The organism is Psychrobacter immobilis, assembly GCF_904846065.1.
Taxonomy (GTDB): Bacteria; Pseudomonadota; Gammaproteobacteria; order Pseudomonadales; family Moraxellaceae; genus Psychrobacter; species Psychrobacter immobilis_H.
Window position 1 is genome coordinate 2,079,904 of sequence record NZ_CAJGZV010000001.1, and the last position, 25,870, is coordinate 2,105,773.

The 25,870-nt window shown below is 44.6% G+C and carries 20 protein-coding genes; 11 read left to right on the top strand and 9 right to left on the bottom strand.

The annotated features are described in order from the left end of the window. Positions 1 to 100: 100 nt before the first annotated feature. Positions 101 to 844 carry a cupin domain-containing protein gene (locus JMW64_RS08550; protein ID WP_201554182.1) on the bottom strand — a complete coding sequence of 248 codons (744 nt, stop codon included), beginning with the start codon at positions 842 to 844 and terminating at the stop codon, positions 101 to 103. Next, positions 819 to 1,559 carry a gamma-glutamyl-gamma-aminobutyrate hydrolase family protein gene (locus JMW64_RS08555; protein WP_201554183.1) on the bottom strand — a complete coding sequence of 247 codons (741 nt, stop codon included), beginning with the start codon at positions 1,557 to 1,559 and terminating at the stop codon, positions 819 to 821. The genes JMW64_RS08550 and JMW64_RS08555 overlap by 26 nt, the downstream gene beginning before the upstream one ends. Before the next feature lie 467 nt (positions 1,560 to 2,026). On the opposite strand from JMW64_RS08555, the gene JMW64_RS08560 reads away from it, so the two are divergent. From JMW64_RS08560 to JMW64_RS08585, 6 genes are all read left to right on the top strand, one after another. Beyond that, positions 2,027 to 3,370 (top strand): glutamine synthetase family protein, encoded by a 1,344-nt coding sequence (locus JMW64_RS08560; RefSeq protein ID WP_201554184.1) that lies wholly within the window; start codon positions 2,027 to 2,029, stop codon positions 3,368 to 3,370. A 1-nt stretch (position 3,371) separates the two neighbouring features. Then, entirely contained in the window at positions 3,372 to 4,745 is a 1,374-nt protein-coding gene (locus tag JMW64_RS08565; protein ID WP_201554186.1) for an NAD(P)/FAD-dependent oxidoreductase, read from the top strand. Positions 4,746 to 4,948: 203 nt separating this feature from the next. Continuing rightward, entirely contained in the window at positions 4,949 to 6,442 is a 1,494-nt protein-coding gene (locus JMW64_RS08570; RefSeq protein WP_201554188.1) for a Na+/H+ antiporter NhaC family protein, read from the top strand. Positions 6,443 to 6,562: 120 nt separating this feature from the next. Further along, the gene (gene aguB / locus JMW64_RS08575) at positions 6,563 to 7,432 is read left to right on the top strand and encodes an N-carbamoylputrescine amidase (RefSeq protein WP_193008956.1); all 870 of its coding nucleotides are present in this window, start codon (positions 6,563 to 6,565) and stop codon (positions 7,430 to 7,432) included. A gap of 52 nt (positions 7,433 to 7,484) precedes the next feature. Next, on the top strand, positions 7,485 to 8,612 hold the full coding sequence (gene aguA, locus JMW64_RS08580) for an agmatine deiminase (protein ID WP_193008957.1): 1,128 nt from the start codon (positions 7,485 to 7,487) through the stop codon (positions 8,610 to 8,612). Positions 8,613 to 8,695: 83 nt separating this feature from the next. Further along, the gene (locus JMW64_RS08585) at positions 8,696 to 10,069 is read left to right on the top strand and encodes an NAD-dependent succinate-semialdehyde dehydrogenase (protein ID WP_201554190.1); all 1,374 of its coding nucleotides are present in this window, start codon (positions 8,696 to 8,698) and stop codon (positions 10,067 to 10,069) included. Positions 10,070 to 10,164: 95 nt separating this feature from the next. Here JMW64_RS08585 and JMW64_RS08590 read toward each other — a convergent pair whose 3' ends face one another. The 3 genes from JMW64_RS08590 to JMW64_RS08600 form a co-directional block, all read right to left on the bottom strand. Further along, positions 10,165 to 11,607, bottom strand: a complete 1,443-nt coding sequence (locus JMW64_RS08590; RefSeq protein WP_060491417.1) for an APC family permease — start codon at positions 11,605 to 11,607, stop codon at positions 10,165 to 10,167. 314 nt (positions 11,608 to 11,921) lie between these two features. Continuing rightward, positions 11,922 to 13,184: a 4-aminobutyrate--2-oxoglutarate transaminase gene (gene gabT / locus JMW64_RS08595; protein WP_193837042.1), complete on the bottom strand. Its 1,263-nt coding sequence runs from the start codon at positions 13,182 to 13,184 to the stop codon at positions 11,922 to 11,924. A 183-nt stretch (positions 13,185 to 13,367) separates the two neighbouring features. Further along, on the bottom strand, positions 13,368 to 14,843 hold the full coding sequence (locus tag JMW64_RS08600; RefSeq protein WP_201554192.1) for an NAD-dependent succinate-semialdehyde dehydrogenase: 1,476 nt from the start codon (positions 14,841 to 14,843) through the stop codon (positions 13,368 to 13,370). Between the two features lie 262 nt (positions 14,844 to 15,105). On the opposite strand from JMW64_RS08600, the gene JMW64_RS08605 reads away from it, so the two are divergent. Further along, entirely contained in the window at positions 15,106 to 15,870 is a 765-nt protein-coding gene (locus JMW64_RS08605) for an IclR family transcriptional regulator (RefSeq protein WP_201554193.1), read from the top strand. A gap of 62 nt (positions 15,871 to 15,932) precedes the next feature. Here JMW64_RS08605 and JMW64_RS08610 read toward each other — a convergent pair whose 3' ends face one another. From JMW64_RS08610 to JMW64_RS08620, 3 genes are all read right to left on the bottom strand, one after another. Next, complete coding sequence (locus tag JMW64_RS08610) at positions 15,933 to 16,982, bottom strand: histone deacetylase family protein (RefSeq protein WP_201554194.1); 1,050 nt, start codon at positions 16,980 to 16,982, stop codon at positions 15,933 to 15,935. A gap of 53 nt (positions 16,983 to 17,035) precedes the next feature. Then, complete coding sequence (locus tag JMW64_RS08615; RefSeq protein WP_201554195.1) at positions 17,036 to 18,235, bottom strand: CaiB/BaiF CoA transferase family protein; 1,200 nt, start codon at positions 18,233 to 18,235, stop codon at positions 17,036 to 17,038. A gap of 187 nt (positions 18,236 to 18,422) precedes the next feature. Next, entirely contained in the window at positions 18,423 to 19,607 is a 1,185-nt protein-coding gene (locus JMW64_RS08620; protein ID WP_201554196.1) for an acyl-CoA dehydrogenase, read from the bottom strand. A gap of 175 nt (positions 19,608 to 19,782) precedes the next feature. On the opposite strand from JMW64_RS08620, the gene JMW64_RS08625 reads away from it, so the two are divergent. After that, the gene (locus JMW64_RS08625) at positions 19,783 to 20,610 is read left to right on the top strand and encodes an IclR family transcriptional regulator (protein ID WP_201554197.1); all 828 of its coding nucleotides are present in this window, start codon (positions 19,783 to 19,785) and stop codon (positions 20,608 to 20,610) included. Between the two features lie 73 nt (positions 20,611 to 20,683). On the opposite strand, the gene rtcR is transcribed toward JMW64_RS08625, so the two are convergent. Then, the gene (rtcR, locus tag JMW64_RS08630; RefSeq protein ID WP_201554199.1) at positions 20,684 to 22,414 is read right to left on the bottom strand and encodes an RNA repair transcriptional activator RtcR; all 1,731 of its coding nucleotides are present in this window, start codon (positions 22,412 to 22,414) and stop codon (positions 20,684 to 20,686) included. Between the two features lie 254 nt (positions 22,415 to 22,668). On the opposite strand from rtcR, the gene JMW64_RS08635 reads away from it, so the two are divergent. From JMW64_RS08635 to rtcA, 3 genes are all read left to right on the top strand, one after another. After that, complete coding sequence (locus JMW64_RS08635) at positions 22,669 to 23,901, top strand: RtcB family protein (RefSeq protein ID WP_201554201.1); 1,233 nt, start codon at positions 22,669 to 22,671, stop codon at positions 23,899 to 23,901. Between the two features lie 45 nt (positions 23,902 to 23,946). Then, a complete protein-coding gene (locus tag JMW64_RS08640; RefSeq protein ID WP_201554202.1) occupies positions 23,947 to 24,609 on the top strand; it encodes a hypothetical protein in 663 nt (220 codons plus the stop codon). A gap of 109 nt (positions 24,610 to 24,718) precedes the next feature. Further along, complete coding sequence (gene rtcA, locus JMW64_RS08645; protein ID WP_201554204.1) at positions 24,719 to 25,822, top strand: RNA 3'-terminal phosphate cyclase; 1,104 nt, start codon at positions 24,719 to 24,721, stop codon at positions 25,820 to 25,822. Positions 25,823 to 25,870 lie beyond the last annotated feature (48 nt).

The following is a 25,870-nucleotide window of genomic DNA, read 5'->3' on the forward strand; positions in this document are numbered from 1 at the left end:
TTATTTCATACAAAAAAACGCGGCTTCTATTTTTAGAAGCCGCGCGGAAAATCACTATGGTTATTTAAACATCAACTTAAATGGCTATTAAAATGCTCACCTAATAAGTCGTCGGGGTGTGCGCACTAACAATGCGAGTCACGCCATCAGTAGGGTTGATAAAAGTATGCGGGCGAATGGTATCAATCACGTAGCTATCCCCTTGGTTTAATAGATACGTCGTCTCATCGATACGGATAAGAATCTTGCCTTCAATAACGGTGCCAATCTCTTCACCTTCGTGGGCGATTTTTTCTTCCGTTGAGCTGTTCGGTTGATACACCTCAATCAAAAAACCCAAATTCTTGGTGGTACTACAGTTATATACCTGTCTTAGTGACACTCTGCTACTCGGTTCACTCAGTTCCAACAAATCCTTTGGCGTTACTACGACTCTCGCCTTTGGTTCCTTCCATTCATCACTAAAAAACGTGGTCAAATCAGAACCCAGCACCGCTAAAATCGCCTTTAGCGTATTCACTGCTGGGCTGACTTTATTGCGCTCAATGGAGCTAATAGAAGTATTGGTTAATCCTGATAATTTCGCAAGCTTACGTTGCGAGTAGCCTTTTGCGAGACGCAGCTGATTGATCTTTTTACCGATATCCTCTTCTGGCGACTCGTCATTTTCGGCTGACATCGCTGTCTCAGAGTCTGTCAGCTCATCTTCACTGATGTCGTCATCTGTATCAGCCGCCTTATCGCTGGCAACATCAGCGTCAATGCTGTTATTAATATCAATGTCAGTGCTGGCATTGTCTACATTGCCTTCAGTAGTGCTATTCAGTTTGGGGTTTGCTGGCATAGTGAATGAATTCCGTGAATAGAAATTTGGACAAGTCGTCTTGTGCATAATTTAACTCAGGATGCCATTGTACACCAATCATAAATGGATGTTGCAACAAGCTGATGGCTTCGACCAAACCATCAGGCGCTAGAGCCTCAACGAATAAACGCGCGCCTACTTTATGGATTGCTTGTTTATGTAGCGAGTTAACGTGCCATTTTTCTCCAAAGGCGGCAAGCCTGCCATTTGCTTGAATAATCACGTCATGAACTGGCTGATACTGCACTTCAAGTGGCTGAGTATTGTCCTCTAAATGTGGCTCATAAAACCCCTCTACTTCCCGCCAATCAGGATGTAGTGTGCCACCAAAATGCACATTCATCTCTTGCAAACCTCGGCAAACCGCTAGTAATGGAGTGCCAGTCTTGTCTGCATAATCCAACAATTTAAAGCTCAGCTCATCACGACCCAAGTCTTGTTTCGCTTCAATATGCGTCGCGCCATAGCGCGTTGGTGCCACGTTACTATAACTTCCCGTTAACAAAATCCCATCTGCGATATTCAGTAGCGCCTCAAAGTTTTCGCTATCGGCAGCAGTATTTGGCAGTAGTATGGGATTGCCACCATAAAAATTCACGGCATCGATATATTTTTGATACACCGCTTGTGCTGGCTGCCCATCAACCATCTTATGACAAGAAACAATAGCAATAATAGGTCTAGAATTTTTCATACCGTCTTCCCTAGTTATAACAAATAGACCTCATCGTCTATATTGCTCAATCCTTTATTTAGCTGAAATTTAACACAGCACCTCATAAAATATAAACTATAAATTTCAATATTGCCGATATTAATAATAAAATCGAATAAATGTATTAATTTAATATAATTTTAAATAAAAATTGACAACTATATTTTTCACACCTATATTGGAAGTCATCAGCGAGACATTAAACAAGGGTTGACGTTTATATCTCGATGTTAAGGGCTAAGAACAGCGAAATCTAAAGAATTCATATTATTAATAAAATTTGTTTTGAGAAATATAAAGAGACACATAGAGACTGTTTAAATAAGAGGTAATCAATCGCTGTTTTACCAAGCATTGGTTAGAAATATCACTAAAAGACGATGCGCCAGCAGTATCCGTATTGACAATAATCCCAGTAATTCTAAAAATTCATAGGAAGAATAGACATGACGACAACCAATGGAATGGTCGAATCTGCAAACAACACAGAATACGTTTATGTTGCGGCAGGTGATATTAATGGCTTACTTCGTGGTAAGCGCATCCCTTTCAATCAAATGGAAAAAGCAGAAGACGGTGCGATACGATTGCCTTTATCTATCTTAGGCGTTGATATTTGGGGTGCTGATGTCATCGAGTCTTCTCAATGTAATGGCGATATAGATGCCATTGCCCGTCCTACTGGTCGTGCCGCCTATCCACTTCTCAACACCAGTGCGCCTTCATCGCTATTGCCCGTTTGGCTTTATACAGAAAATAACGAACCTTATTACGGTGATGCCAGACACGTTTTGGATTACATTAGCAAAAAATTCAAAGCGCTTGGTTTGACTCCAGTGATGGCCACTGAGCTGGAATTTTATTTGGTTGACTATACTGAAGGCGAAACCCCAAGACCACCTATCCGCCCCAAAAGCGGGCTAAGACTGAATAAAACCTCAATTTTGAGTATCAATGATCTATTACAATTCGATGAATTTTTAGACGAAGTTTATGCACAGTGCAAAAAGCTCGATATCCCAGCAGATGCTGCTTTGGCGGAGAATGGCTGTGGTCAGTTTGAGATTAATTTATTACACGTAGACGATCCACTAAAAGCCGCTGACGATGCCATTTTGTTCAAACAGGTCGTCAAGGCCGTCGCTGCTCGCCGTAAACTCACCGCGACATTCATGGCAAAACCTTTTGGTCTACAGTCGGGGAATGGTTTTCATGTTCATTGCAGCTTATTAGATAAAGACGGCAATAATGTCTTTGATGATGGGTCAGATGAAGGCTCAGATATCTTGCGCCATGCAGTCGCTGGATTGTTAAAGACCATGTCAGATTGCACGTTGTTATTTGCCCCACATGTGAATTCTTATCGCCGCTTTACACCCGGTACGCTAGCACCAAACAATGTGTCATGGGGTTATGAAAACCGCACGGCGGCAGTACGTATCCCTGGTGGTGACTCAAAAGCACGGCGTATCGAGCACCGTGTCTCTGGGGCAGATGCCAATCCTTATCTGGTCTGTAGTGCGGTACTGGCAGGTATGCTGTATGGCATCGAAAACAAGCTGGAAGCGCCAGAACCCATTAATAGCATTACTTACGACGAAGCAGAGCTTAAGACCTTGCCACTTGACTGGCTGTCCGCCATCCGCAAATTTGAAAGCAGTGATGTGATTGATTCGCTGTTCCCAAGCGAGATGATTGAGCTATTGATCGCGGTCAAAAAGCAAGAAGCCAAACGCTTTGCTCAGCAAGTGACCAACCTTGAATACCTCACCTATTTACAGGATGTTTGATATGTCAAATAACTCAAAGAGCAATTTAAACGGCAATGCAGCAACGAACCAAAACCTATCCTCGAATAACACGCGCAATATCCCACATTATTCAGACAAAGGGCAATATCCTGATAGCTATTATGCAGCCAGTCGTAATCCTAAGCCGGATAGACCAACCCTAAAAAATGACATCCAAGTGGAAATCTGTGTGGTTGGCGGCGGCTATAGCGGTTTATCCACTGCCCTGCATCTCATTGAAACGGATCATGAAGTCGTGGTTTTAGAAGGCGCGCAAATTGGTTGGGGCGCATCAGGTCGTAATGGCGGTCAAATTGTCAATGGTCTAAATGCCAGCCTACAAAAAATCAAAAAGTCTTATGGTCAAGAAAATGCAGATTTCGTCGGTCAGCTCGTGACCCGTGGTGGCAAAATCATTCGTCGTTTTGTTAGAGACTACGATATCAGCTGTGATCTCAAAGAAAAAAACATTTTTGCGGCATTAAATAATGGTCAGCTAAAAGATTTACAAGAAACGCATGCACTGTGGGAAAGCCATGGTATGCATGACCGAGAAATGCTAGACAAAAATGGCATTCAAGAGCATATAAAATCAGATGCTTATGTAGGCGGGGTCATCGATCATTCCGGTGGACACTTCCATCCATTGAATCTTGCCCTAGGTGAGGCAGCGGCCATTGAGCAAGGCGGCGGCACCATTTACGAAAACACCTTAGTGGTTGATATTGAATATGCTGACGATGCTATCAAAGTCATCACAGAGTTTGGCACCGTGACTTGTAAGCAAGCGGTGCTATGCGGCAATGCCTATCTCAATAAAGTTATCCCTAAACTGACTGACCGTGTTATGCCTGTATCGACGCAAATTATCGCCACCGAGCCGCTGGGTGATTTAGCAGACCAGTTACTGCCAACCGATGTTTGTGTCGAAGATGTCCGCTACATTTTGGATTACTATCGCCTCTCAGCAGACAAGCGCATGTTATTTGGCGGTGGTACAGTCTACGGTGGTCAAGACCCCGCCGACATCACAGCTAAAATTAGACCAAACATGACTAAGATTTTTCCAGAGCTACGTGACGTCAAAATTGACTATGCGTGGAGTGGGAACTTTGCGTTGTCTTTTTCCCGCGTACCACAAATGGGCAAACTACATGAGCGAGTATATTTCGCCCATGGTTATAGTGGTCATGGCGTGACAGGCTCGCATCTATTTGGACAAATATTAGCCGATGCCATCAATGGTAAAACCAAAGAGTTCGATGCTTTTGCACAAATTCCTTGGATTCCGTTCCCAGGTGGTCGAGCGCTGCGAGTCCCTTATTCTGTCATGGGCTCATGGTGGTATGCGCTAAAAGATACCACTGGCATGTAAACGCATAAAAACTTTGAATAATAAACATTGAATAAAGTATTTTTATTTTAAAAGCGGTCGTTACAGTGACCTATCATAGCAACGGATTGTTGTGATGGGGCGCGATAGACAGTTGATTCGCTACTGTCCTACTGTCTGTCGCGCGTCAACCATAGAATAGAGCTTGTTTAAAAAAACAATGAGGTTTTACAGGGAGCGTAAATATGAACATGAAGCTCAATGATGCGGTCGAAGGACAGTATCATAATAAGCGAGTATTTCTCACCGTCATAGTAGCCGTCGTTATCTATCTGGCTTTTGCTTGGCTATCTACCAGCCGTGCCCCAGACCAATCTTGGGGCGCCTTATCTTTACTACCAACATTACTAGTATTAGTCACTGCCATTGTCTCTAGGCGACCATTCGAATCCATGATCGCAGGCTGTGTCGCTGGCCTTGTGATGCTCAATCCTTTTGATTTGGTCTCCCCTTTTGCAGACAACATGTCTATGGTGCTGGGTAATGAAACCATTATTTGGATTGTTCTCGTCTGCGGTCTGATGGGCGGTCTCATTCAACTGCTTGAGATCAGTGGGTGTCTAGATGGCTTTAGTGAATGGCTACAAAAAATCATTAAGTCACGCCGTCAGTCATTATTAGCCACCTTTGCTTTGGGCGTGGTGGTTTTCATTGATGATTATTTAAACTGTCTAGCCGTATCAACCTCCGTCAAAAAACTCACTGACGTCTATAACGTCTCTCGTGAAAAGCTTGCTTATATCGTCGATTCAACTGCCGCACCGATGTGTATTATCGTGCCTATTTCTACTTGGGCGGTCTACTTTGCCGGTCTTTTAGAAGAAAACGGCGTGGCTGGCGATGGTGAAGGTATTGGGCTTTATATCAGCGCGATTCCTTATATGGCATATGCTTGGTTTGCACTTTTGATTGTATTCTTGGTCGCATATGGCATTTTGGGTGACTGGGGACCGATGAAAAAAGCCGAGGCACGCGCCAAAGCGGGTAATCCTGTTCCTGAAGCCTTTGTAGAAGAGCAACTGATCTCAAACGTCCAAGCCAAACGCAAGCTATCGTTCAAAGCCAATATCGCAAACTTCGCTTTCCCAATGATTTTGTTAATTGTCTCGACGGTCTACTTCGAAATCGATCTATTACGCGGTGCATTATTGACCTGTTTTGTGACCGTCGTTGTCTATTGGATGCAAGGCATTTTAAGTTTTGAGACGCAAGTTGAAGCCATCTTTAAAGGCTTTAAAGTCATGCTTTATCCGCTCTCAACCGTCATCGGCGGTTTTTTCTTAAAAGCCATCAATGATGAGCTTGGTATGACCTCATATGTGATTGAGGCTATCACGCCTTATATGACGATTATTATTTTCCCTGCCGTCATATTTGCCGTCATGGCTTTTTTAACTTTTGCCACATCATCAAGCTGGGGGCTGTATGTCCTTGCTATGCCGATTGTCTTTCCAATCTCTATTGCACTAGGCGTTAGCACTCCCCTTATGATTGGCGCATTGTTATCAGCATCATCATTTGGTAGCCATGCTTGCTTCTTTAGTGATTCATCGCTACTTGCCGCGCAAGGTGCTGGCTGCTCCCCTATGCAGCATGCTTTTACCCAGTTCCCCTATGCCATGCTCGGCGCGGTTTTATCCGTCGTCACCTTCTTAGGATTGGGTTATATGATGGCTTAAGCCAACCTTAGCGCTATTATTGTAATCATTGACTAACGGGCAATGAGAGATTGTTCGTTAATCAATAAAAACAGCCCTTTTATGTGGTAGTCACTAATAAATACGATAAGGATTTAGATCATGCGCAATGTTACCGTTGCTACGACTCAAATGGCATGTGGTTGGGATATACAACAAAATATTGCCACTGCGACTGACTTGGTCACCAAAGCCGCCAAAGCGGGTGCCAATATCATTTTGCTACAAGAGTTGTTTGAGACGCCTTACTTCTGCCAAGTTCATGACTTTGATTACTTTACCCTTGCGACCGCAGTTGCAGATAATGCGGCCATCAATCACTTCAAACAGTTGGCTAAAGAGCTGCAAGTGGTATTACCGATTAGCTTTTATGAAAAATCAGGCAATACCTTTTTTAATAGCGTGACCGTGATTGATGCCGATGGCGAGATACTTGGCACTTATCGTAAAACGCACATACCAGATGGCATTCCTTATGCCGAAAAATTCTACTTTACCCCCGGCGATACTGGATTCAAGGTTTGGCAAACCAAGTATGCCAAAATCGGTGTCGGTATTTGCTGGGATCAATGGTTCCCTGAGTGTGCTCGTAGCATGGCATTAATGGGTGCAGAAATACTGTTTTATCCCACTGCGATTGGTGATGAGCCAACATTGGACATCGACTCAAAAGGTCATTGGCAACGCTGTATGCAAGGTCATGCTGCCGCTAATCTCATGCCAGTCGTAGCAGCCAATCGTATTGGCACTGAAACCATCAGCCAAAATGGCAACGACAGCACCATGCAATTCTATGGTGGCTCGTTTATCACGGATGGCCGCGGTGAGATCATCCAAGAAGCATCTAAAGATAAAGAACAGATACTTAGTACGACTTTTGACTTAGATCAACTGGCTATCGAACGTCAGCAATGGGGCGTTTTCCGTGATCGTCGTCCATCGATGTATGGCACGTTGCTGACTCATGGATAAAGTTTGTTAACAAGCAAGATCACTCGCGCTATCGTCAAATAAGGTGCTCTATATGTCATTATTACCGAACCAATCAATCACTGGCTCAACACCACAGCAAGACGGCTTTTACATGCCAGCAGAATTTGAGCCTATACAAAAAATATGGATGGTATGGCCATACCGTGCTGATAACTGGCGACAGCAAGCCATTCCTGCTCAGAAAGCTTATGCTGATGTCGCATTAGCAATCAACAGATTTTGTGAGGTTGGCGTACTGGTCAATCCTGATAATTATCAATCATGCCGCGATAGTCTACCTGCTAATATCGAAGTCATATCCATGCCCAGCAACGATGCGTGGGCGCGTGATACTGTGCCGACATTTTTAATCAATGATAAAGGTGAGCTACGCGCTTGTGATTGGACATTCAATGCATGGGGCGGCGACTATGACGGGCTATACTCGCCGTGGGATGACGATGATAAGCTGGCTGAACGCTTGTGTGACCATCTAGATATCAAACGCTATCGAACGGATGACTTTGTGATTGAAGGCGGTGCATTTCATGTCGATGGTGAAGGCACGGTTCTGACCACACGTATGTGTTTGCTCAGTCCTGGACGTAACCCGCACCTAACCGAAGATCAAATTGAAGACACGTTAAAAGCCTATCTCAATGTACAAAAAGTACTGTGGATTGATGACGGTATCGATCCTGACGAAACCACTGGTCATATTGATGATATTGCCTGCTTTGCGCGCCCTGGTGAAGTGGTTTGCTTGTTTACTGACGACCCTAAGCATCCATTTTATGAAGCAACGCAAAAAGCCTATGAGCAGCTCTCAAATATGACCGATGCCAAAGGTCGCCGCCTAAAAGTCCATAAGCTTTGCTGTACCAAGCAACCTGTTACTTTACCTGAGAACTATGATATTGAACAATCTGACGATGCCAAGACGCGTCATACTGGCGATGTTTGTATCGCCTCGTATGCCAATTTTTTAATTTGTAATGAGGCTATCATCGTACCGCAATATGATGATGAAAATGATTCATTAGCCATCGAGCAGCTTGAAAAAGTATTTCCTCAGCATCAGGTAGTGGGAGTACGCACAAAGGAGATTGTCTTTGGCGGTGGTAATATTCACTGTATTACTCAGCAGCAGCCAAAATCATCAATTAAAAGCATTAACTAAAATCATCAATTAAAAACACACGCATAAAAATATAGACCCAAATGGATTTTGAACCCAATAATATTTTAAAAAAGGACATAGCTATGAGCGATTATCAAGTTAATAACCCAGCCACTGGCGAAGTAGAAGCCACCTACCCTACGGCAACTAAGCAGGACATCCAGAACGCTATTGCACAAGCCGATACCGCTTATCAAGACTGGCGTCAGGTTTCATTGGATGAGCGCAGTACCATACTTCATAAAATTGCCGATATTTATCTTGAACGTCAAGACGAGCTGGCTCGTATCGTTGCCAATGAGATGGGCAAGCCCGTTGCACAAGCAAAAGGTGAAATCGGTCTAGTTGCCGATATCTATCGCTATTATGCAGACAACGCTGAGCAGCTACTAGCACCTAGTACCATTGATGTTGATTCAGGATCAGCTTCGGTAGAAAAACGTCCTGTGGGCGCTTTATTAGGTATCATGCCGTGGAACTACCCACACTATCAAGTGGCACGTTTTGTCGCGCCAAACTTTATGGCAGGCAATACCGTTATTCTAAAGCATGCACCGCAATGTCCTAAGACTGCAGAAGCCATCGCTGATATCCTAAAAGATGCTGGCTTACCAGAGGGTGTCTATAACAATGTGTTTGCCACCAATGAGCAAGCAGCGACTATCATCGAAGACAGCCGCGTACAAGGCGTTTCGCTAACAGGCTCTGAGCGAGCTGGGCAAGCGGTTGCTAAAATAGCAGGCGGCGCGCTGAAAAAAGTCGTGCTAGAGCTTGGCGGTTCAGACGCCTTTATCGTTGCAGCTGATGCGGATATCGAACAAGCTATAAAAGGGGCTATTTCTGGTCGTTTTGGCAATACAGGACAAGCCTGTAATGCTGCCAAACGCCTTATCGTCGTCGAATCTGTGTATGATAAATTCGTTGAAGGGTTTACTAATGCCGTAAGCAATATGACACTTGCTGATCCGCTTGATGAAGGCACTTTCATTGGTCCAATGTCTTCAAAGGCAGCCGCAGTTAACTTGCAAGAACAGCTCGATAGCGCCATTCAAGCAGGCGCAACCGTATTGGTCGAAGGCGGCATGGTCAAAGACAAGCCGGGTGCGTGGTTTAAGCCTGCGGTATTGACAGATGTAACTGAGTCCATGGCTGTCTATCGTGAGGAGCTATTTGGTCCTGTGGCAGTCGTCTACAAAGCTTGTGATATCGATCATGCCATCAAGATAGCTAATGATGTGCCTTTCGGACTTGGCGCTTCTATCCAAACGCAAGATGCTGCGCTAGCCGCTGAGATTGCTGACAAATTAGAAGTCGGTATGGTCACTATCAATGCGCCTTCTGGTAGCGAAGCCAATACCCCGTTTGGCGGCGTTAAACGCTCAGGATTTGGTCGCGAGCTTGGCACTCTTGGTATTACTGAGTTTTTAAACTATAAGTTGATTCGTGATAAGTCGTAATCGATAGAGTCATTTTTAGAAAAATAAAAAGCCTAACATTGACTGTTAGGCTTTTTTTGTAGGACAATTTTATTAAAAATAACCCATCGGAAAAACTATTGTTTAGGTGGATTGTCTTTTAACCACAACTGATTAACGATTTTTAATTCACGTAACTCTTCTGCCATAATTGACTCGCTAATACCTGGATATTTCACCCTTGCATAGCCATATAACGCAATACCTAAGACTGTCCAGCCAAAGAAAATCCACCACTCGATAGGGGTTAGCGCGGATGGCATACCTGGCATATACAGCATGAGTATTCCAAAACTTAGCGCAATCGTAATCATGCCCACAAGCTTACCTGCTGGTATTCTAAATGGGCGTACCATATCAGGCTCGCGGTAGCGGAGTACTAAGAATGAGATAGCCACACAGGTATAAGCAATAACGATACCAAAGCCACCAGCATCTACGATCCACACCAGCATTTTACGACCAAACAAGGGTGCTAGTGTCGCCAAGCCACCGATCAATAAAATGGCATTCGACGGCGTCTTATACTTTGGATGCAGCTTGCTTAAAAATGCGGGCAACATACGTGCTTTTGACATGGCATAAAGTAGTCGGCTACCACCAATCAAAAAGGCGTTCCAGCTTGATAAAATACCAAGCACACCGCCAATCACTAACAATATACCTGCCCATTTGCCATGCCAAGCATTGGTCATCGCATCCGCAGTGGCGAGCGTTGAGTTTTCGGCTTGTAAGAGTGGCAAGGTCGTGCCAACACTCCAAGCGATACCCACATACCACATTACCGCAACGACAATCGATAAAATCAAAAATTTACCAATATTAGGACGAGTCAGATCAATTTCTTCTGCCGCTTGCGGAATAACGTCAAAGCCGACAAACATAAACGGCACCATGACAATAACGGCCATCATACCGCCAATACCACCGATGAATGCAGGCGCTTGTACTGAGTTTGAGCCTTCAGGATTAAACATGACTGCGCCAATGAACAGCAACGTACCCACAAATAAGATGCCCAATACGGCCGTCTTTTGAAACCAGGCACTGACTTCCATACCGCGGATATTTAGCCAAGTGACGATGACTGAGCCTAGCATCCCAACGCCCACCCAAGTGGCATAAACATCCCAACCAGCGATGGTCCAGAGATATCCTTGATTGTAATTGGGGATAAAATACTCTACGACCGTCGGCAAGGCAACCGCCTCGAACGCGACCACCGAAAAATACCCAAATAAAATACTCCATGAGCAGATAAAGGAGACATTTACCCCCAGTGCTCTATGCGTATAGGTATGCTCACCGCCCGTAATCGGCATCGATGCGGCAAGCTCGGCATACGTCACACCAATCAGTATCACTGCCAAGCCGCCTATCAAGAACGCCAGCATTGCGCCCCACGTCCCGGCAGATAAAATCCAACCACCAGCCAAGACTACCCAGCCCCAACCAACCATAGCACCGAATGCTAAGGCGATAATATCTAGCGTCCCTAACGATTTTTTTAATTCAGACATAACCTGCTCCTTGTCTGTGTGTCATCCGTGTTAACCCTTGACGGTCACACTATCTTTTGTTTAGTGGGATAGTACCCATCATAATTATCATATATACCTTTTGATCCAAGCTGTTAGGCACTACTTGTTTCATATTCAAATAGTACAAACAGCAACGGCGTCTTGACTTGCAAGGCGCCGTTGTAAAAAATGTACTCAAAGCGAGTGCCATATGGGCAATCTTGCTGTGCTATTAAAGATAACCTTCTAACCAAGATCGAGGCTTGATTAAAAGTGATGTATTTCACTATAAATAAATAAATACTGAATACCTATTAAGCGGTTAGGATACCTTTGATAATATCAAGACCTTCTTGGAGCACTTCATCTTCAACCGTCAATGGCACCATCACGCGAATGGCATTGCCATACATACCGCAAGACGCTAATAATAAACCTTGCTCAAATGATTTTGCTTTTAGGTTAGTCGTCGCTTCCACATCAGGCTTGCCATCACTATCGATTAACTCAAACGCGAGCATCGCGCCTTTATGGCGAATATGACCGATACTGCTTAAGTTTAAGCCCTTTAAGAAGGCTTCGATTTTGTCGCCAATCTCAATACTGCGCTCAAGTAGGTTTTCTTCTTCGATGACTTCCATGACAGCGAGTGCAGCCACACAAGCCAGTGGATTACCAGAGTATGTACCGCCCAAACCGCCTACCTGCGGCGCATCCATGATATCGGCGCGACCGATAACGGCAGAGATAGGATAACCACCTGCCAAGCTCTTGGCACTGGTCATTAAGTCAGGCTCAACGCCCAACTGCTCGGTGGCAAACAACGTACCCGTACGGGCAAAACCACACTGCACTTCATCAAAAATCAAGACAATGCCATGTTCGTCGCAGATATCGCGTAGAGATTTGGCAAATGATGGGGTGACTTGATGGAAACCGCCCTCGCCTTGTACTGGCTCGATAATCATCGCTGCCACTTCGCTAGGATCGATATCCGCTTGAAAAATCATCTCAAGGCTATGCAGCGCTTGTGCTTCTGTGACATTCAACTCTTCAGCTGGGAATAGCGCATGGAATACAGGGCCTGGCATTGGACCAAAGTTCTTTTTGTACGGCAGCACTTTACCTGTCAAGCTCATGCACATTAAAGTACGACCATGCCAACCACCAACGAAAGAGATGATACCTGGGCGACCAGTTTTCGCACGAGCAATCTTGATACAGTTTTCGACGGCTTCTGCACCAGTCGTTAAAAAGAAGGCTTTTTTCTCACCGCTGATAGGCGCTTTTTCACAAAGTTTTTCGGCAAGATCTACATAGCATTCGTAGTTGATCATTTGCGCCGCAGTATGGGTAAACTTGTCAAGTTGCTCATGCACGCGCTGGGTGATTTTTGGATGGCTGTGTCCCGTATTCAGTACTGAGATACCACCAACGAAGTCAATATAACGATTGCCTTCAACATCCCAAACTTCTGAGTTTTTTGCTTTTTCTGCAAAGATGGGATAGGCAACGCCAAGTCCTGTTGGTAAAACAGCTTTACGGCGCTCAAGTAGTGATTTATTGGTAGTCGTCATGGGAATGTCCTTTTCTTTATTTTTAACATAAGTGCCAATGATTGAATGGCGGTTTTGAGGAATGGTTTATCTAATAGTTAACAGTTGTTAGTTGTTAGCTATAGAGGGGATTCATGGTGCTGAATCCCGTTCGATACGGTGTGACAATTAAAACCTTAAAAGAGAGAGCATGTCGCTAAATGATTAGCTGACGTCAGAGCACCAGTATTTGGTCACGACATATTCTTCGATGCCGTATTTTGAGCCTTCGCGGCCAAAGCCAGACTGCTTGACACCGCCAAATGGGGCGACTTCGGTAGAAATCAGACCCGTATTATGACCAATAATGCCGTACTCAAGACCTTCGGTGACGCGCCATGAACGTGCATAATTGCCACTGTAGAAATAGGCAGCCAAGCCATAAATCGTATCGTTGGCTTGACGAATAACGTCTGCTTCATCTTTAAAAGTAAAGATAGTGGCAATAGGGCCAAATATTTCTTCGTGCGCGATATCCATCTCAGCACTGATATCGGTAATGACCGTTGGATTGTAAGTAAGCTCTGAGGCGTCATTGGTGCTGCCGCCAGCGATAAGCGTCGCGCCTTTGTCTAAAGCATCTTTAAGTAGCGCTTGCACTTTTTCTAGCGCCTTTTGATTAATCAAAGGACCAATATCCACGCCTTCATCCATACCGTTACCGACATTTAGTTCAGCGACTTTTTTCACAAACACATCTAGGAATTCATCTTTAATACTGTCTTGCACGTAGACACGGTTGGCACAAACACAAGTTTGACCAGCGTTACGATATTTAGAAGCAATTAAGCCTTCAGCCGCTTTTTCCAGATCAGCATCATCAAAAACGATAAATGGCGCATTACCGCCCAGCTCTAATGACAGTTTTTTGATGGTTGTCGCACATTGAGCCATCAAGGTACGACCGACTTCGGTAGAGCCTGTGAATGAAAGCTTATGAATACGTGCATCGCCCGTTAGGATGTCGCCGATGGTTGAGGATTTACCCGTCACTACTTGGATAACGCCTGCTGGAATACCTGCTTGCTCAGCCAAGGCAGCCAGTGCTAATGCAGAAAATGGCGTTTCAGTCGCAGGTTTGATAATCATCGTGCAGCCTGCTGCCAATGCTGGCGCGGCTTTACGGGTAATCATCGCTGCTGGGAAATTCCAAGGCGTGATCGCCGCGCAGACACCAACGGGCTGCTTTAGGACGACATGGCGCAGTTGTGACTGATTGGCAGGGATAACATCGCCATAAACACGCTTGCCTTCTTCGGCAAACCAGCGGATAAAGCTATTGGCATAGCCCACTTCACCGCGCGACTCGTTTAAAGGTTTGCCTTGCTCAGCGGTCATGATGATAGCCAAATCTTCTTTATTGGCATCGATGAGGTCTGCCCACTTTTGTAGTAGCTCAGCACGCTCTTTTGGGGTTTTGGCTGCCCAAGTGATTTGGGCTTCATGAGAGGCGATAACCGCGTCGTTCACATCGTTGGTTGTCAGGCTTGGTACCGTACCGATGATATCGCCGTTGAAAGGATTGCTCACATCAATAGTCGAGTCATCACTAGCGGCATGCCAGCCATCTTTGATGAAACACTGCTGTTTAAGTAGATCTGGGTTCGATAGCTGTAGCGTAGACTGTGACAGTTGTGACATTGTGACGCTCCTTGTCAATTGAGGTTTGCAAATAGGATTCGCAGATTTATAGCGATAAGTGAATAACAATAAATAGAAGGTTATGATTTAAATAATTATTGATAACTTGTTAAGTGTTCAATATACTGAACATATATTCTATATATGAGACATCATTATAAGAATGATAGCCAGCCATTTGCAACCCCTATTCTCATTTTAATGATGATTTATCGCGTTATTTTTATATTTTCCCAATTTTACTGACTTTTATAGGTTCCTTATGAGCTCAACTGCCGTTCCTGCCTTGGACAAAACCTTTCAGATTTTAGATTTAATTACCGACAGTGCGCAGCCTTTAACGGCAGCTCATATTGCGAAAGAGCTCAATCTACCACGTAGCTCAACCCACAATATTTTGCAAAGTCTTTTGACCAAGCATGTCATCTATAAAGACAGCGATAGCCGCTTTCATTTAGGCTCTTATTTGATGTATTGGGCGGGTAAGTATGAGCAGCAGCAAGGCGTCATCCAGTTATTTAAAGACCTCATTGTCCAGTATCCGATTCTTCTTCAACATACAGTTACTTTATCTAAACTTGATTTAGGTGAAGTGGTATTTTTAGCCTGTCATGAAGCGCCTGCCCCGCTTGGCTTTACCTTTCGCGCTGGTGTTCGCGTACCAGCGGTATTCTCTGCCACGGGCAAAGCCATGCTCTCAACCTTTTCTATGGATAATATAAAATCTATCTACGCTACCGGTTTCCCCGCACCTATTACCCAACACGGTGTTGATAACTTTAGCGATTTGTCCACCGAGTTGACCGCCATTCAAAACAGTCGCATCTCACTCGATGATGGGCAACTTCGCGAAGGGATGTATTGTTTGGGTACTTATATTCGCAATGCGTCAGGCAATGCCGTTGCGGGTATGGCGGTTAGCTTTTTGCAAGGCGAATATGAGTCCAAGCGTGCTGAGGTCAGCGCGGTATTGATTGAATTGGCGCAGCAAATTGAGCAGCGTTTGGGTTTTATCGATAATAAATAAAGTTAAAACGCTGCTAGTTTCTTGCTTACTTCACACTCTTTCAGTTATTTTGGTGATAACTGTTAATCTTCTGAAATAAGCCCTGATAAAAATGCTTGCAAATTGTCATTAAGCTTTTGCAAGTAATAACCGCCCTCGACTAAAACAATCAGTGGTTTGTTTAGCGCTTTCATCTTTTGTGCCAATATTTTAAATCCTTGCGTACTCACCGCACATCTCGCTTCTGGGTCGTTCTCATAAACATCAAAACCTAAGACATGCACAATGACATCAGGGTCAAATAGCGTCATCGCTTCGATAGATTTATCAACATACTCAAAAAACCCAGCTTCATCGGTGCCATGTGGCATCGGGAAGTTAATGTTATAGCCTTCGCCCACGCCTGTGCCCCTTTCAAACGCATGCCCTGTCACTGCGGGATAAAAGTTAACGGGGTCACCGTGAACCGAGGTATAAAGCACATCGCTGCGATCATAAAATATCTCTTGGATACCCTGTCCGTGGTGCATGTCGGTGTCTATGATGGCGATTTTTTCGTATTTCTGGCGTAGATGCTCGGCGATGATGGCGGCGTTATTAAGGTAACAAAATCCACCTGCTGCGCTCTTGCGCGCATGGTGACCAGGCGGTCGTGAAAAGCAAATCTGTATATGACTTTCGGCACGCTCGGTATCTGATAAATCATCGTTCAGCAATGCTTCAGCCGCATTGAGTGCAGTCTGTGCCGACCAATAAATGGACGTCCAAGAATGCTCGCTGATAGGCGCGCTATCATCCGCTTGATACTTTGCTGCTTTTGCCATGATACCGATACCGGGATTGTCATACGGCACAAAAATCCCCGTTTGTACCTGCGCGCCCAAGTCTTCCTCGACTGCTATCCAGTCATCATAGCCATGTTTGAGAAACTCAACGTAACCAAAATCGTGAACCGCTAATATAGGCCCAATGCCAATATCGGTAGCGGTCGTCACTTCTAACCCTAACGCTGCTGGTGCTTTTAAGAACTCAACCATACGCTCTGGTATTTCTAACGGCTCATGCATCTTTCCATAAGAGAAATAAGGTAATGGTCTATGTAGACTTAGATTTTCATGGATATATATTTTCATGCTTAACATTCCTTTGTTTAACATTTTTCCAACGGTGTTTGTTCGATGCTTAACTAAACAATGCCATCGGCTTTTAGCTTAGCAATCATGTCGCTGTCGTAGCCCAAATCAGCAAGCGTACTCTCGGTATGCTCGCTCAACTTCGGTGGCGGTGACCGATAAGTGACGGGTGATGCAGATAGTTTGATTGGACTACCAAGTGCTCTTACCGGACTGCCTTGCGTGGCAAAATCAACCACCATCTCGCGTGCCAGCGCTTGTGGCATGGCCAAGGCCTCAGCGATATTATGAATCGCTCCGCACGGAATACCTGCTTGATCTAAAACTTCTAACCAATAAGTGCGTGGTTGCTCGGCAAATTTATTACTCAGCTCATCACACAGCAGCTCGCGGTTGGCAACGCGTTGTGGATTGATCCTAAAGCGCTCATCGCTATGCCAATCAACTGCAAGCACATCACAAAGTTTGGCAAACTGACTGTCATTGCCGCAAGCTAAGATAAAGTGCGCCTCCCCCTGACCTGCAAACACTTGATAAGGCACGATATTGGGATGCTGATTGCCAAGTCTTGGCGGGACTTTGTCGGATGCCAAATGGTTCATACCAACATTAGCCAGCATGGCAAGCGCACTATCTAAAAGTGCAACGTCTACCTGTTGCCCTAACCCCGTAATCTCACGAGCAATCAAAGCCGCTTGAATACCAATCGTCAGCTGCAATCCTGCAAACAAATCGACCACTGCGACGCCAACTTTATGCGGTTCGCCATCGCTCGGACCCGTGATACTCATCAGTCCTGACAACCCCTGAATAATATAGTCGTAACCAGGGCGCGCGGCATCTGGACCTGTTTGACCAAACCCTGTCAATGACGCATAAATAAGGCGCGGATTGTCTTGTTTTAGACTGTCATAATCTAATCCATATTTTTTCAAACCGCCCACTTTGAAATTTTCTACCAAGATATCACTATCAGTGGCCAGTTTCTTAATGATGGCCTGCCCTGCAGGCGTGGTGATATCGACGGTGAGAGATTTTTTATTACGATTGATGGTAGCGTAGTAAGCAGAGGTGTCATCGCTGAATGTTGGCGGCGCCCAGTGGCGCGTTTCATCACCGATATGCGGACGTTCAACCTTGATGACTTCAGCGCCCAAATCTGCAAGTACTTGGGTACAAGAAGGACCTGCCAATACTCTCGATAAGTCGAGCACTTTGATACCGTATAATGCACCTTTTGGCATATCCGTCATAATAATCCCTTATTGTATGGCGTATTTTTGATAATAAAATTGTTATTTATGATGTAATTGCTAAGCAGTTAAATCATGAATAACAACTGAAAAACGTACGTTACTGCTTATATATGCTTCGTAAAAAGCCAAACAATAACGTACGTCATAGAATACAGTTGCACCAAACATTTTTAGCTAAAAACGCTTAAAAGAATGATTGAATACCTGTCTGCGCACGACCTAAGATAAGCGCATGGATATCATGTGTGCCCTCATAAGTGTTGACCGCTTCCAAGTTCATGACGTGACGAATGACATGGAACTCATCAGAGATACCATTACCACCATGCATGTCACGAGAAATACGTGCGATATCTAGTGCCTTGCCACAGTTATTACGCTTAATCAGTGAAATCATCTCAGGCGCTGCGTTGTCTTCATCCATCAAACGACCGACACGTAGTGCCGCTTGTAGACCCAAGGTGATTTCAGTCTGCATATTGGCCAGCTTTAGCTGTACCAGCTGCGTTGCGGCTAGCGGACGACCAAACTGCTTACGATCTAGCGTATATTGACGCGCCCCTTTCCAACAGAATTCAGCCGCGCCCATCGCGCCCCATGCGATACCATAACGGGCTTTATTTAAGCAGCCAAATGGACCTTTTAGTCCACGGATGTCTGGGAAAGCATTGGCCTCAGGGACAAATACCTTGTCCATAACGATTTCACCCGTGACTGAAGCACGTAATGAAAATTTACCTTCAATTTTCGGCGCTGATAAACCCTTCATACCTTTATCTAAGATGAAACCACGAATCTCACCAGCATCATCTTTTGCCCATACGACAAACACATCAGCGATAGGACTGTTGGTAATCCACATTTTATTACCCGTCAGCTCATAACCGCCGTCCACTGCACGCGCACGCGTCGACATCGAGGCTGGATCTGACCCTGAATCTGGTTCTGTCAGACCAAAACAGCCGACATATTCGCCAGTGGCAAGCTTAGGCAAGTATCTCTCTCTTTGCTCTTCGGTACCGTATGCATGAATAGGATGCATAACCAAGCTTGACTGCACGCTCATCGCTGAACGATAACCTGAGTCAACGGCTTCGATTTCTTTGGCAATTAGACCGTAAGCAACACTAGATAAACCGGCACAACCATAACCTTCAATCGTGACACCAAGCAGACCCATTTCACCCATTTGACGCATGATATTACGGTCAAAATTCTCGTTACGATTGGCTTCAACAATGCCAGGCATCAGCTCTTTTTGAAAAAACTGACGAGCGCTGTCCGTGACCATGCGCTCTTCATCAGTCAACTGGTCGCGTAATAAAAACGGATCTTCCCAATCGAAACTTGGACGCGTAGATGTTGCCATGTGGATCTCCTTGATGTCAGTCTTCCTGACCGACGAGTAGTGATTAATGAGTAAATTGACTGCACAGGTTATTGACTTACTTATTCCGCTGTGCGAAACTCAGTTTCATAGTTTAAAACCATTTAAGCAAAGTTTCGGGTCGCTGTAAACCTTTATCAAATAAAATGAGCATAAAATGACAAAAAACATATCGGCAGCTCCGCCACTACTCGATCGAATGACCACCATTCTTGAGCAAAGTAAGGACGATAATGATCGACAGTTCGTTACCGCACTGGGTCGCGGTCTGTCTTTACTCGCAGCATTTGAACATGATGATCGACTCACCCATCAGCAATTGTGTCAGATGACAGATCTGCCAAAGGCAACTATTACTCGCCTTATCCATACCTTAACCACGCTTGGATTTTTACGTGTCACTGAGCACGGACAGTATCAACTAGGCAGTAGTGCAGTGCGACTTAGCGCCACTGCATGGAGTCGTCACGACATGGTGTCGGCAGCTGAGCCATTACTGCGACAGTTCGCTAGTGAAAACGAAGTCTCTGTGAATTTAGCAACCGAAGTCGAAGGAGAAATGCGCTATCACGTTTGTTGTCGTAGCCCTGCTCGCCTATCGGTAAATTTGCAAGTTGGCTCGGCAGTGCCCGTCGCCCGTACTGCGATTGGACGCGCTTTTTATGCGGCTAGCTCGCCAGCGAGACAGACTGTCATTGAAGGTAATTTAAAAGAGCATTTATCTACAGAAGATTATAACCATGCGCAGTCTGCTCTATCTGACGCCGCAGAGCATTATAAAGCGCATGGCTATACAGTATCAGACGGTGAGTTTTCTACCGATATATTGGCCGTGGCTATTGGTGTCTTTGATGTTGCCACTGGGCAGTATGCGTATTCGCTTAATGCCAGTGTGCCAAGTGCCAACTGGAAAAGTGAAGATTATGCCGCAACGATTGTACCTAAGTTGCAGGCGTTGGCGGAGCGGATTGGCAGTGGTGTTTAAAAGAGAACAAATGATAAATCTATAGTACAAGCATCATGGCTTAGTTGATGGGTTTTGTCTTATGAAAGATGCTTTATTTTAACTCATCAAACCGCAGCCCAAATTTCAGCAGATACTTACGCAATCTGTCGCTATCGTTCGGGATTTTTAGCTTATCGCGTGAGTTGGCATACAGATAGCGCCCAGCCGCCGCTTGGTTTTTATGACGTATACACACCTCAATCACATACGCCAGTTGCACCGCATCAAACGGATCAATAGTTGTCAGAATCTCTTCATCGAGATATTTTCTTAAAATATTATGGCTACCCTGTTCAATAGTGTCACTATTTAAAACGGAGTCAGAGCCATTATTACTTAGGCTACTTTTGTTCGCGTTATTGCCTTTACTATCACTACCTAACCTATTCAATCCATCCAAGCTGTCAGGCAAATCCCAAAGATGCGTTAAGCGCTCAATCTCCGCTTGCACATCATCATTGCGAATAACTTTACTCTCAGCAAGTGTAGTCAAACGAATCATACTGGCAGTCAAATCACGAAAGTTCCCCTGCCATGTTGCATCCACACTCATCGCAAAAGATTCATACAGCTGCCTTGCCTCTGGGGTAAATCGATACTGCTGCTGTTGCTCGCTACCCAAGCGCGCCAGTTCATAATCGATATTGGCAGGTAAGTCTTCTAACCTGTCTTTGAGTGATGGCAAAAAGAACGTCCACGTATTGAGACGCGCAAATAAATCCGCCCGAAACTCACCATTAGCGACCGCTTGCCGCAAGTCTTTATTGGTACCTGCCATCAGCTGAAACGACACGCTAATCGGCGTATCACTACCGAGCGGATAAAAGCGCTGCTCCTCCAATGCAGTCAGTAGCATCGCTTGCTCATCAAGCCCCAACTCACCGATTTCATCTAAAAATAATAAACCACCATCGGCTGATTTTAGCAGGCCATCACGGCTCGTCGCAGCGCCCGTAAATGCACCTTTGACATGACCGAATAGCACACTCATGGCAGTGTCACCACGTAGCGTGGCGCAGTTGACCTCGACGAATTGTTCAAGCGTGTTTTTACCTTGCGTGCTGCTGGCTTTGGCTTTTTTAAGCGCGTAGATTTGGCCTGCCAATTGTGACTTGCCCGCCCCTGTTGCGCCCATCAGTAATATGGGTGCAGTTGAGCGGGTTGCGACCTTTTCGATATTGGAGATAAGCTTTTGATAAGCGGCATTTTGGGTGACTAAATTGGCTTGTAAGGTTTGCCAATGTTGCTGCTTTTCTGCCTCAAAACGCTCGCGCAAGCCATCATAGCGTGAGACATCCAAGTCAATCATTTGATAGCGCCCTTGCGGATCCGCTTGGTCGGGTCTTGGGCAAGGCGAGGTCTGAATCAAATCAGCAGGAATAAAGCCCGCCTCTACCAACAAAAACCAGCAAATCTGCACCACGTGCGTACCCGTGGTCAGATGCAGCAAGTAATCGGTATTGTCCTGAAAATCAAACCCTGCGGCAAAGTCATACAGCTCAGCATAAACATCGGCAAAATCCCAAGGACTGGTCAACGCTACGTGATGACCAATAACGGTAGTGTTCGGACTAACTTGTGCCACGTCATTCTTAATTATTTTAAACAGCCGCTTATCACGCTTGCTATACAAGATATGCAGCTCATCAACGAGCAGCTCATCATGCAGACCCAAACTGACGGTTGGACGCCAACGTTGCCAACGCTTGTCATTAAAGCCATTGTCTAAAGTAGTGCCGAGGAAACCGATGACGGCGGTTTTGTTGTTTGGATCACTGTTCATAATATTACTTATCACTGATTATCATTAATAAATAGTATATTATTTTCTATCTAGTTAGATATATTTCTATATATTTTTAGCTCATGATTAAACAATCTTTTCCTTTTGAAAAGTATATAGAAATTAAACCATTTATTATCAGTTACTTAAAAAATAATTTCTAGCAGTTAAAAAACTTGGCACGCCCTTAGCATTATATAGAGTAAGAATTATCTTTCATAATAAACACACTTCGCAATGCTAAGGAAAATGCCATGCAACCAACTACTCATAATATTATTCAAGACGGTGGAACGCCTATCAGACTTTGGACCAAGGGCGTCCCTGTTGACCCAAAAGCGCACGAGCAATTGATCAAAGCCTCAAAAATGCCGTTTGTATATAAATGGCTTGCGGTGATGCCTGATGTACACGTTGGGATTGGCGCGACCATCGGTACGGTATTGCCCACCAAAGACGCGATTATTCCGGCTGCCGTTGGCGTCGATATCGGCTGCGGAATGATGGCAGTACAAACCACCCTAACCGCAAAAGATTTGCCAGATAGCTTGCTTGGTCTGCGTACCGAGCTTGAAAAAGCAATTCCACATGGTCGTAGTAAAACGCGGGGTCGCGGTTCACATCGTGATGTGGGCGCGTGGGCAAACCCTGACGACACGGTAATGAACGGTTGGGGAACTCTGGTTGATGACTTTAATTATATAACCCAAAAGCACCCTAAACTTAAAAATACTAATAACCTTAACCATTTGGGTACGCTGGGTACGGGGAATCATTTTGTCGAGGTGTGCCTTGATGAAGCCAACCAAGTTTGGATCATGCTGCACTCAGGCTCACGCGGTGTGGGTAACGCCATTGGTCGCTACTTTATTGAGTTGGCACGTGAGGACATGCGCAAGTGGTTTATCAATTTGCCAGATAAAGATTTGGCCTACTTTGCCGAGGGTACAGAGCACTTTGATGATTATTGGTTTGCGGTTGGTTGGGCGCAGCGTTTTGCTTTCAAAAACCGCGAAATCATGATGGAAAAAGCCATCAAAGCGCTACACCAAATCATACCTAAGCCGTTTGATGCTGCCGTAAAAGCGGTGAACTGTCATCACAACTATGTGGCTAAAGAAGAGCATTACGGCGAAGAAGTATTTGTGACCCGTAAAGGCGCTGTCCGTGCCCGTGTTGGTGAATACGGAATCATTCCGGGGTCAATGGGTGCCAAATCATTCATCGTGCGTGGTAAAGGGAACGAAGAGTCGTTTTGCTCTTGCTCGCATGGTGCAGGTCGAGTGATGTCACGCACTGAAGCGAAAAAGGTATTTACAGTCGCCGATCAAATTGCACAGACTGCGGGTGTAGAATGCCGAAAGGATGCGGATGTGATTGATGAGATTCCAGCGGCCTATAAAAACATTGATGATGTGATGCAAGCACAAAGTGATTTGGTAGAAGTGGTACATACCTTGCGGCAGGTGGTTTGTGTTAAGGGGTGAGAAGCGCCACTAATCATTGTAAATTTAGAATTATTTGAGGTATACATGAAGATAGAAGATTTTAAATTAGAATACTTGGAGATGTATTATATATCTCCAGAATCTTTCAAAGATGAAACTGAATCAGAACCATACTGCTCAACATTTATAAGTTTTGCGAGACAAGACTTAGAAGACTCTCAAGACTTAAGAGGTATATGTAATGCTATCTCAAATTCGAAACGAGCTTTACATAGACGTGTTGATACCCTTTGTAATTCTTTAGGATATAGTCTATATAAACAATCGAAAAATAACTTTCCTTCGAAACTTGAGTATTTAGGTAAATGTGGCGTGATAACACCTCAAATCTTGTATAGGCTAAATACAATAAGAAATAAAATTGAGCATGATTATGAAGCAATAGAATATTCAGAAGCTGAAAATTATATCGATATCATTGAGTTATTTTTAGTTGCTACGAGCATTTTCCTGAAAAATTATCCTGATAGTATGTATGGTGACTTAATGGACTTTGAAGAATTTACAGAAAGAGATATTTACAAAAACCTTCCTCAAGAAATCGGTTTCAATGTAAATTTTGAAAAAGGTGAATTATCTCTAAAATTTTACGGCAAGCAATCAGGTCAAAGACAAATCCTTATATCTGATGGTGAATACTTTGAGTGGCTTCATTGCCTTATGTTTAATTATTTTGGAAGCTATTGAAGGCTGTTATGATTTAAAGGTAAGAATAAAGAACTTTGATACATAAGAGAGTACCAAAATGAAGCTCGCAGAGGCCCTACTCATTTGCCAATAAAGATAATAAATACTCATGACTAAAACAAAACCAAAAACCCTAAAAATTGACGGCAGCTCAGGCGAAGGTGGCGGGCAAATCATTCGCACTGCCCTATCGTTATCTATGCTCACAGGCACACCAATCGAGATCACCAATATTCGTGCTGGAAGAGCTAAATCTGGATTGATGCGTCAGCACTTGATGTGCGTACAAGCCTCGCAGCAAATATCAGACGCTACCGTGGCAGGTGCAGCGTTGGGTAGCTCATCGTTTCGCTTTGCACCTAATGCGATTCAATCTGGTGATTACCATTTTGATATTGGTTCAGCTGGCAGTACAAGTCTCGTGCTACAAACGCTACTCCCTGCCCTACTTTTTGCCAATACCAACACACAAACGGTATCAACCGTAACAATAAAAGGCGGCACGCACAATCCACTCGCGCCAACCACGGACTTCCTACAGCAAGCGTTCGTCCCTGCATTAGCGAAATTGGGTATGCACGTGGGTATCGAATGCGTGCAAGCAGGGTTTGCGCCTATTGGTGGCGGCATGATTAAAGCGACGATAACGCCATTTATGCGCCGTGCGAATACGCCACCCTTACAGCTAACCAAGCGTGGAGAGCTTATCGGCATAGAGCTGGCTGCGAATACATTAAATTTAGAATACGATATTTGCAAACGTGAGCTTGCCAGTGCTCAAGCATCATTGGTTGAAGCAGGTATTGATAAGACACTAATTACGACTAAAAGCTTTAAATTGCAAGGCATTGGTGAAGGCAATAGCTGTTATGCACAAGTCACTCATGAGGTTTCTGACACCCAAAATCATAAAGAACATCACTCCGAGGTGTTCACTTTATTAGGAGAGAAACGCAGCTCGGCGGAAAAGATAGGTTGTCGTTTATCAGGCTTAGTCAAATGTTATGTATTTAACACCGACTCACTGGTCAATGAATACTTAACCGACCAATTACTCTTACCGTTGGCATTAGCAGGCGGTGGCGAGTTTACCGCGCGTGTCGTTAGTAAGCACACTGAAACCCAAGCATGGCTCATTCAGCAATTTTTGCCCGTTGAGATTAAGCTTACAGTGATCGATGAGCAGAAAACTTTGGTACAAGTTGTCTGTTAAAATCACGCCACTAGCAACATCAACAGTAGCACTCTGTTACCCAATTAC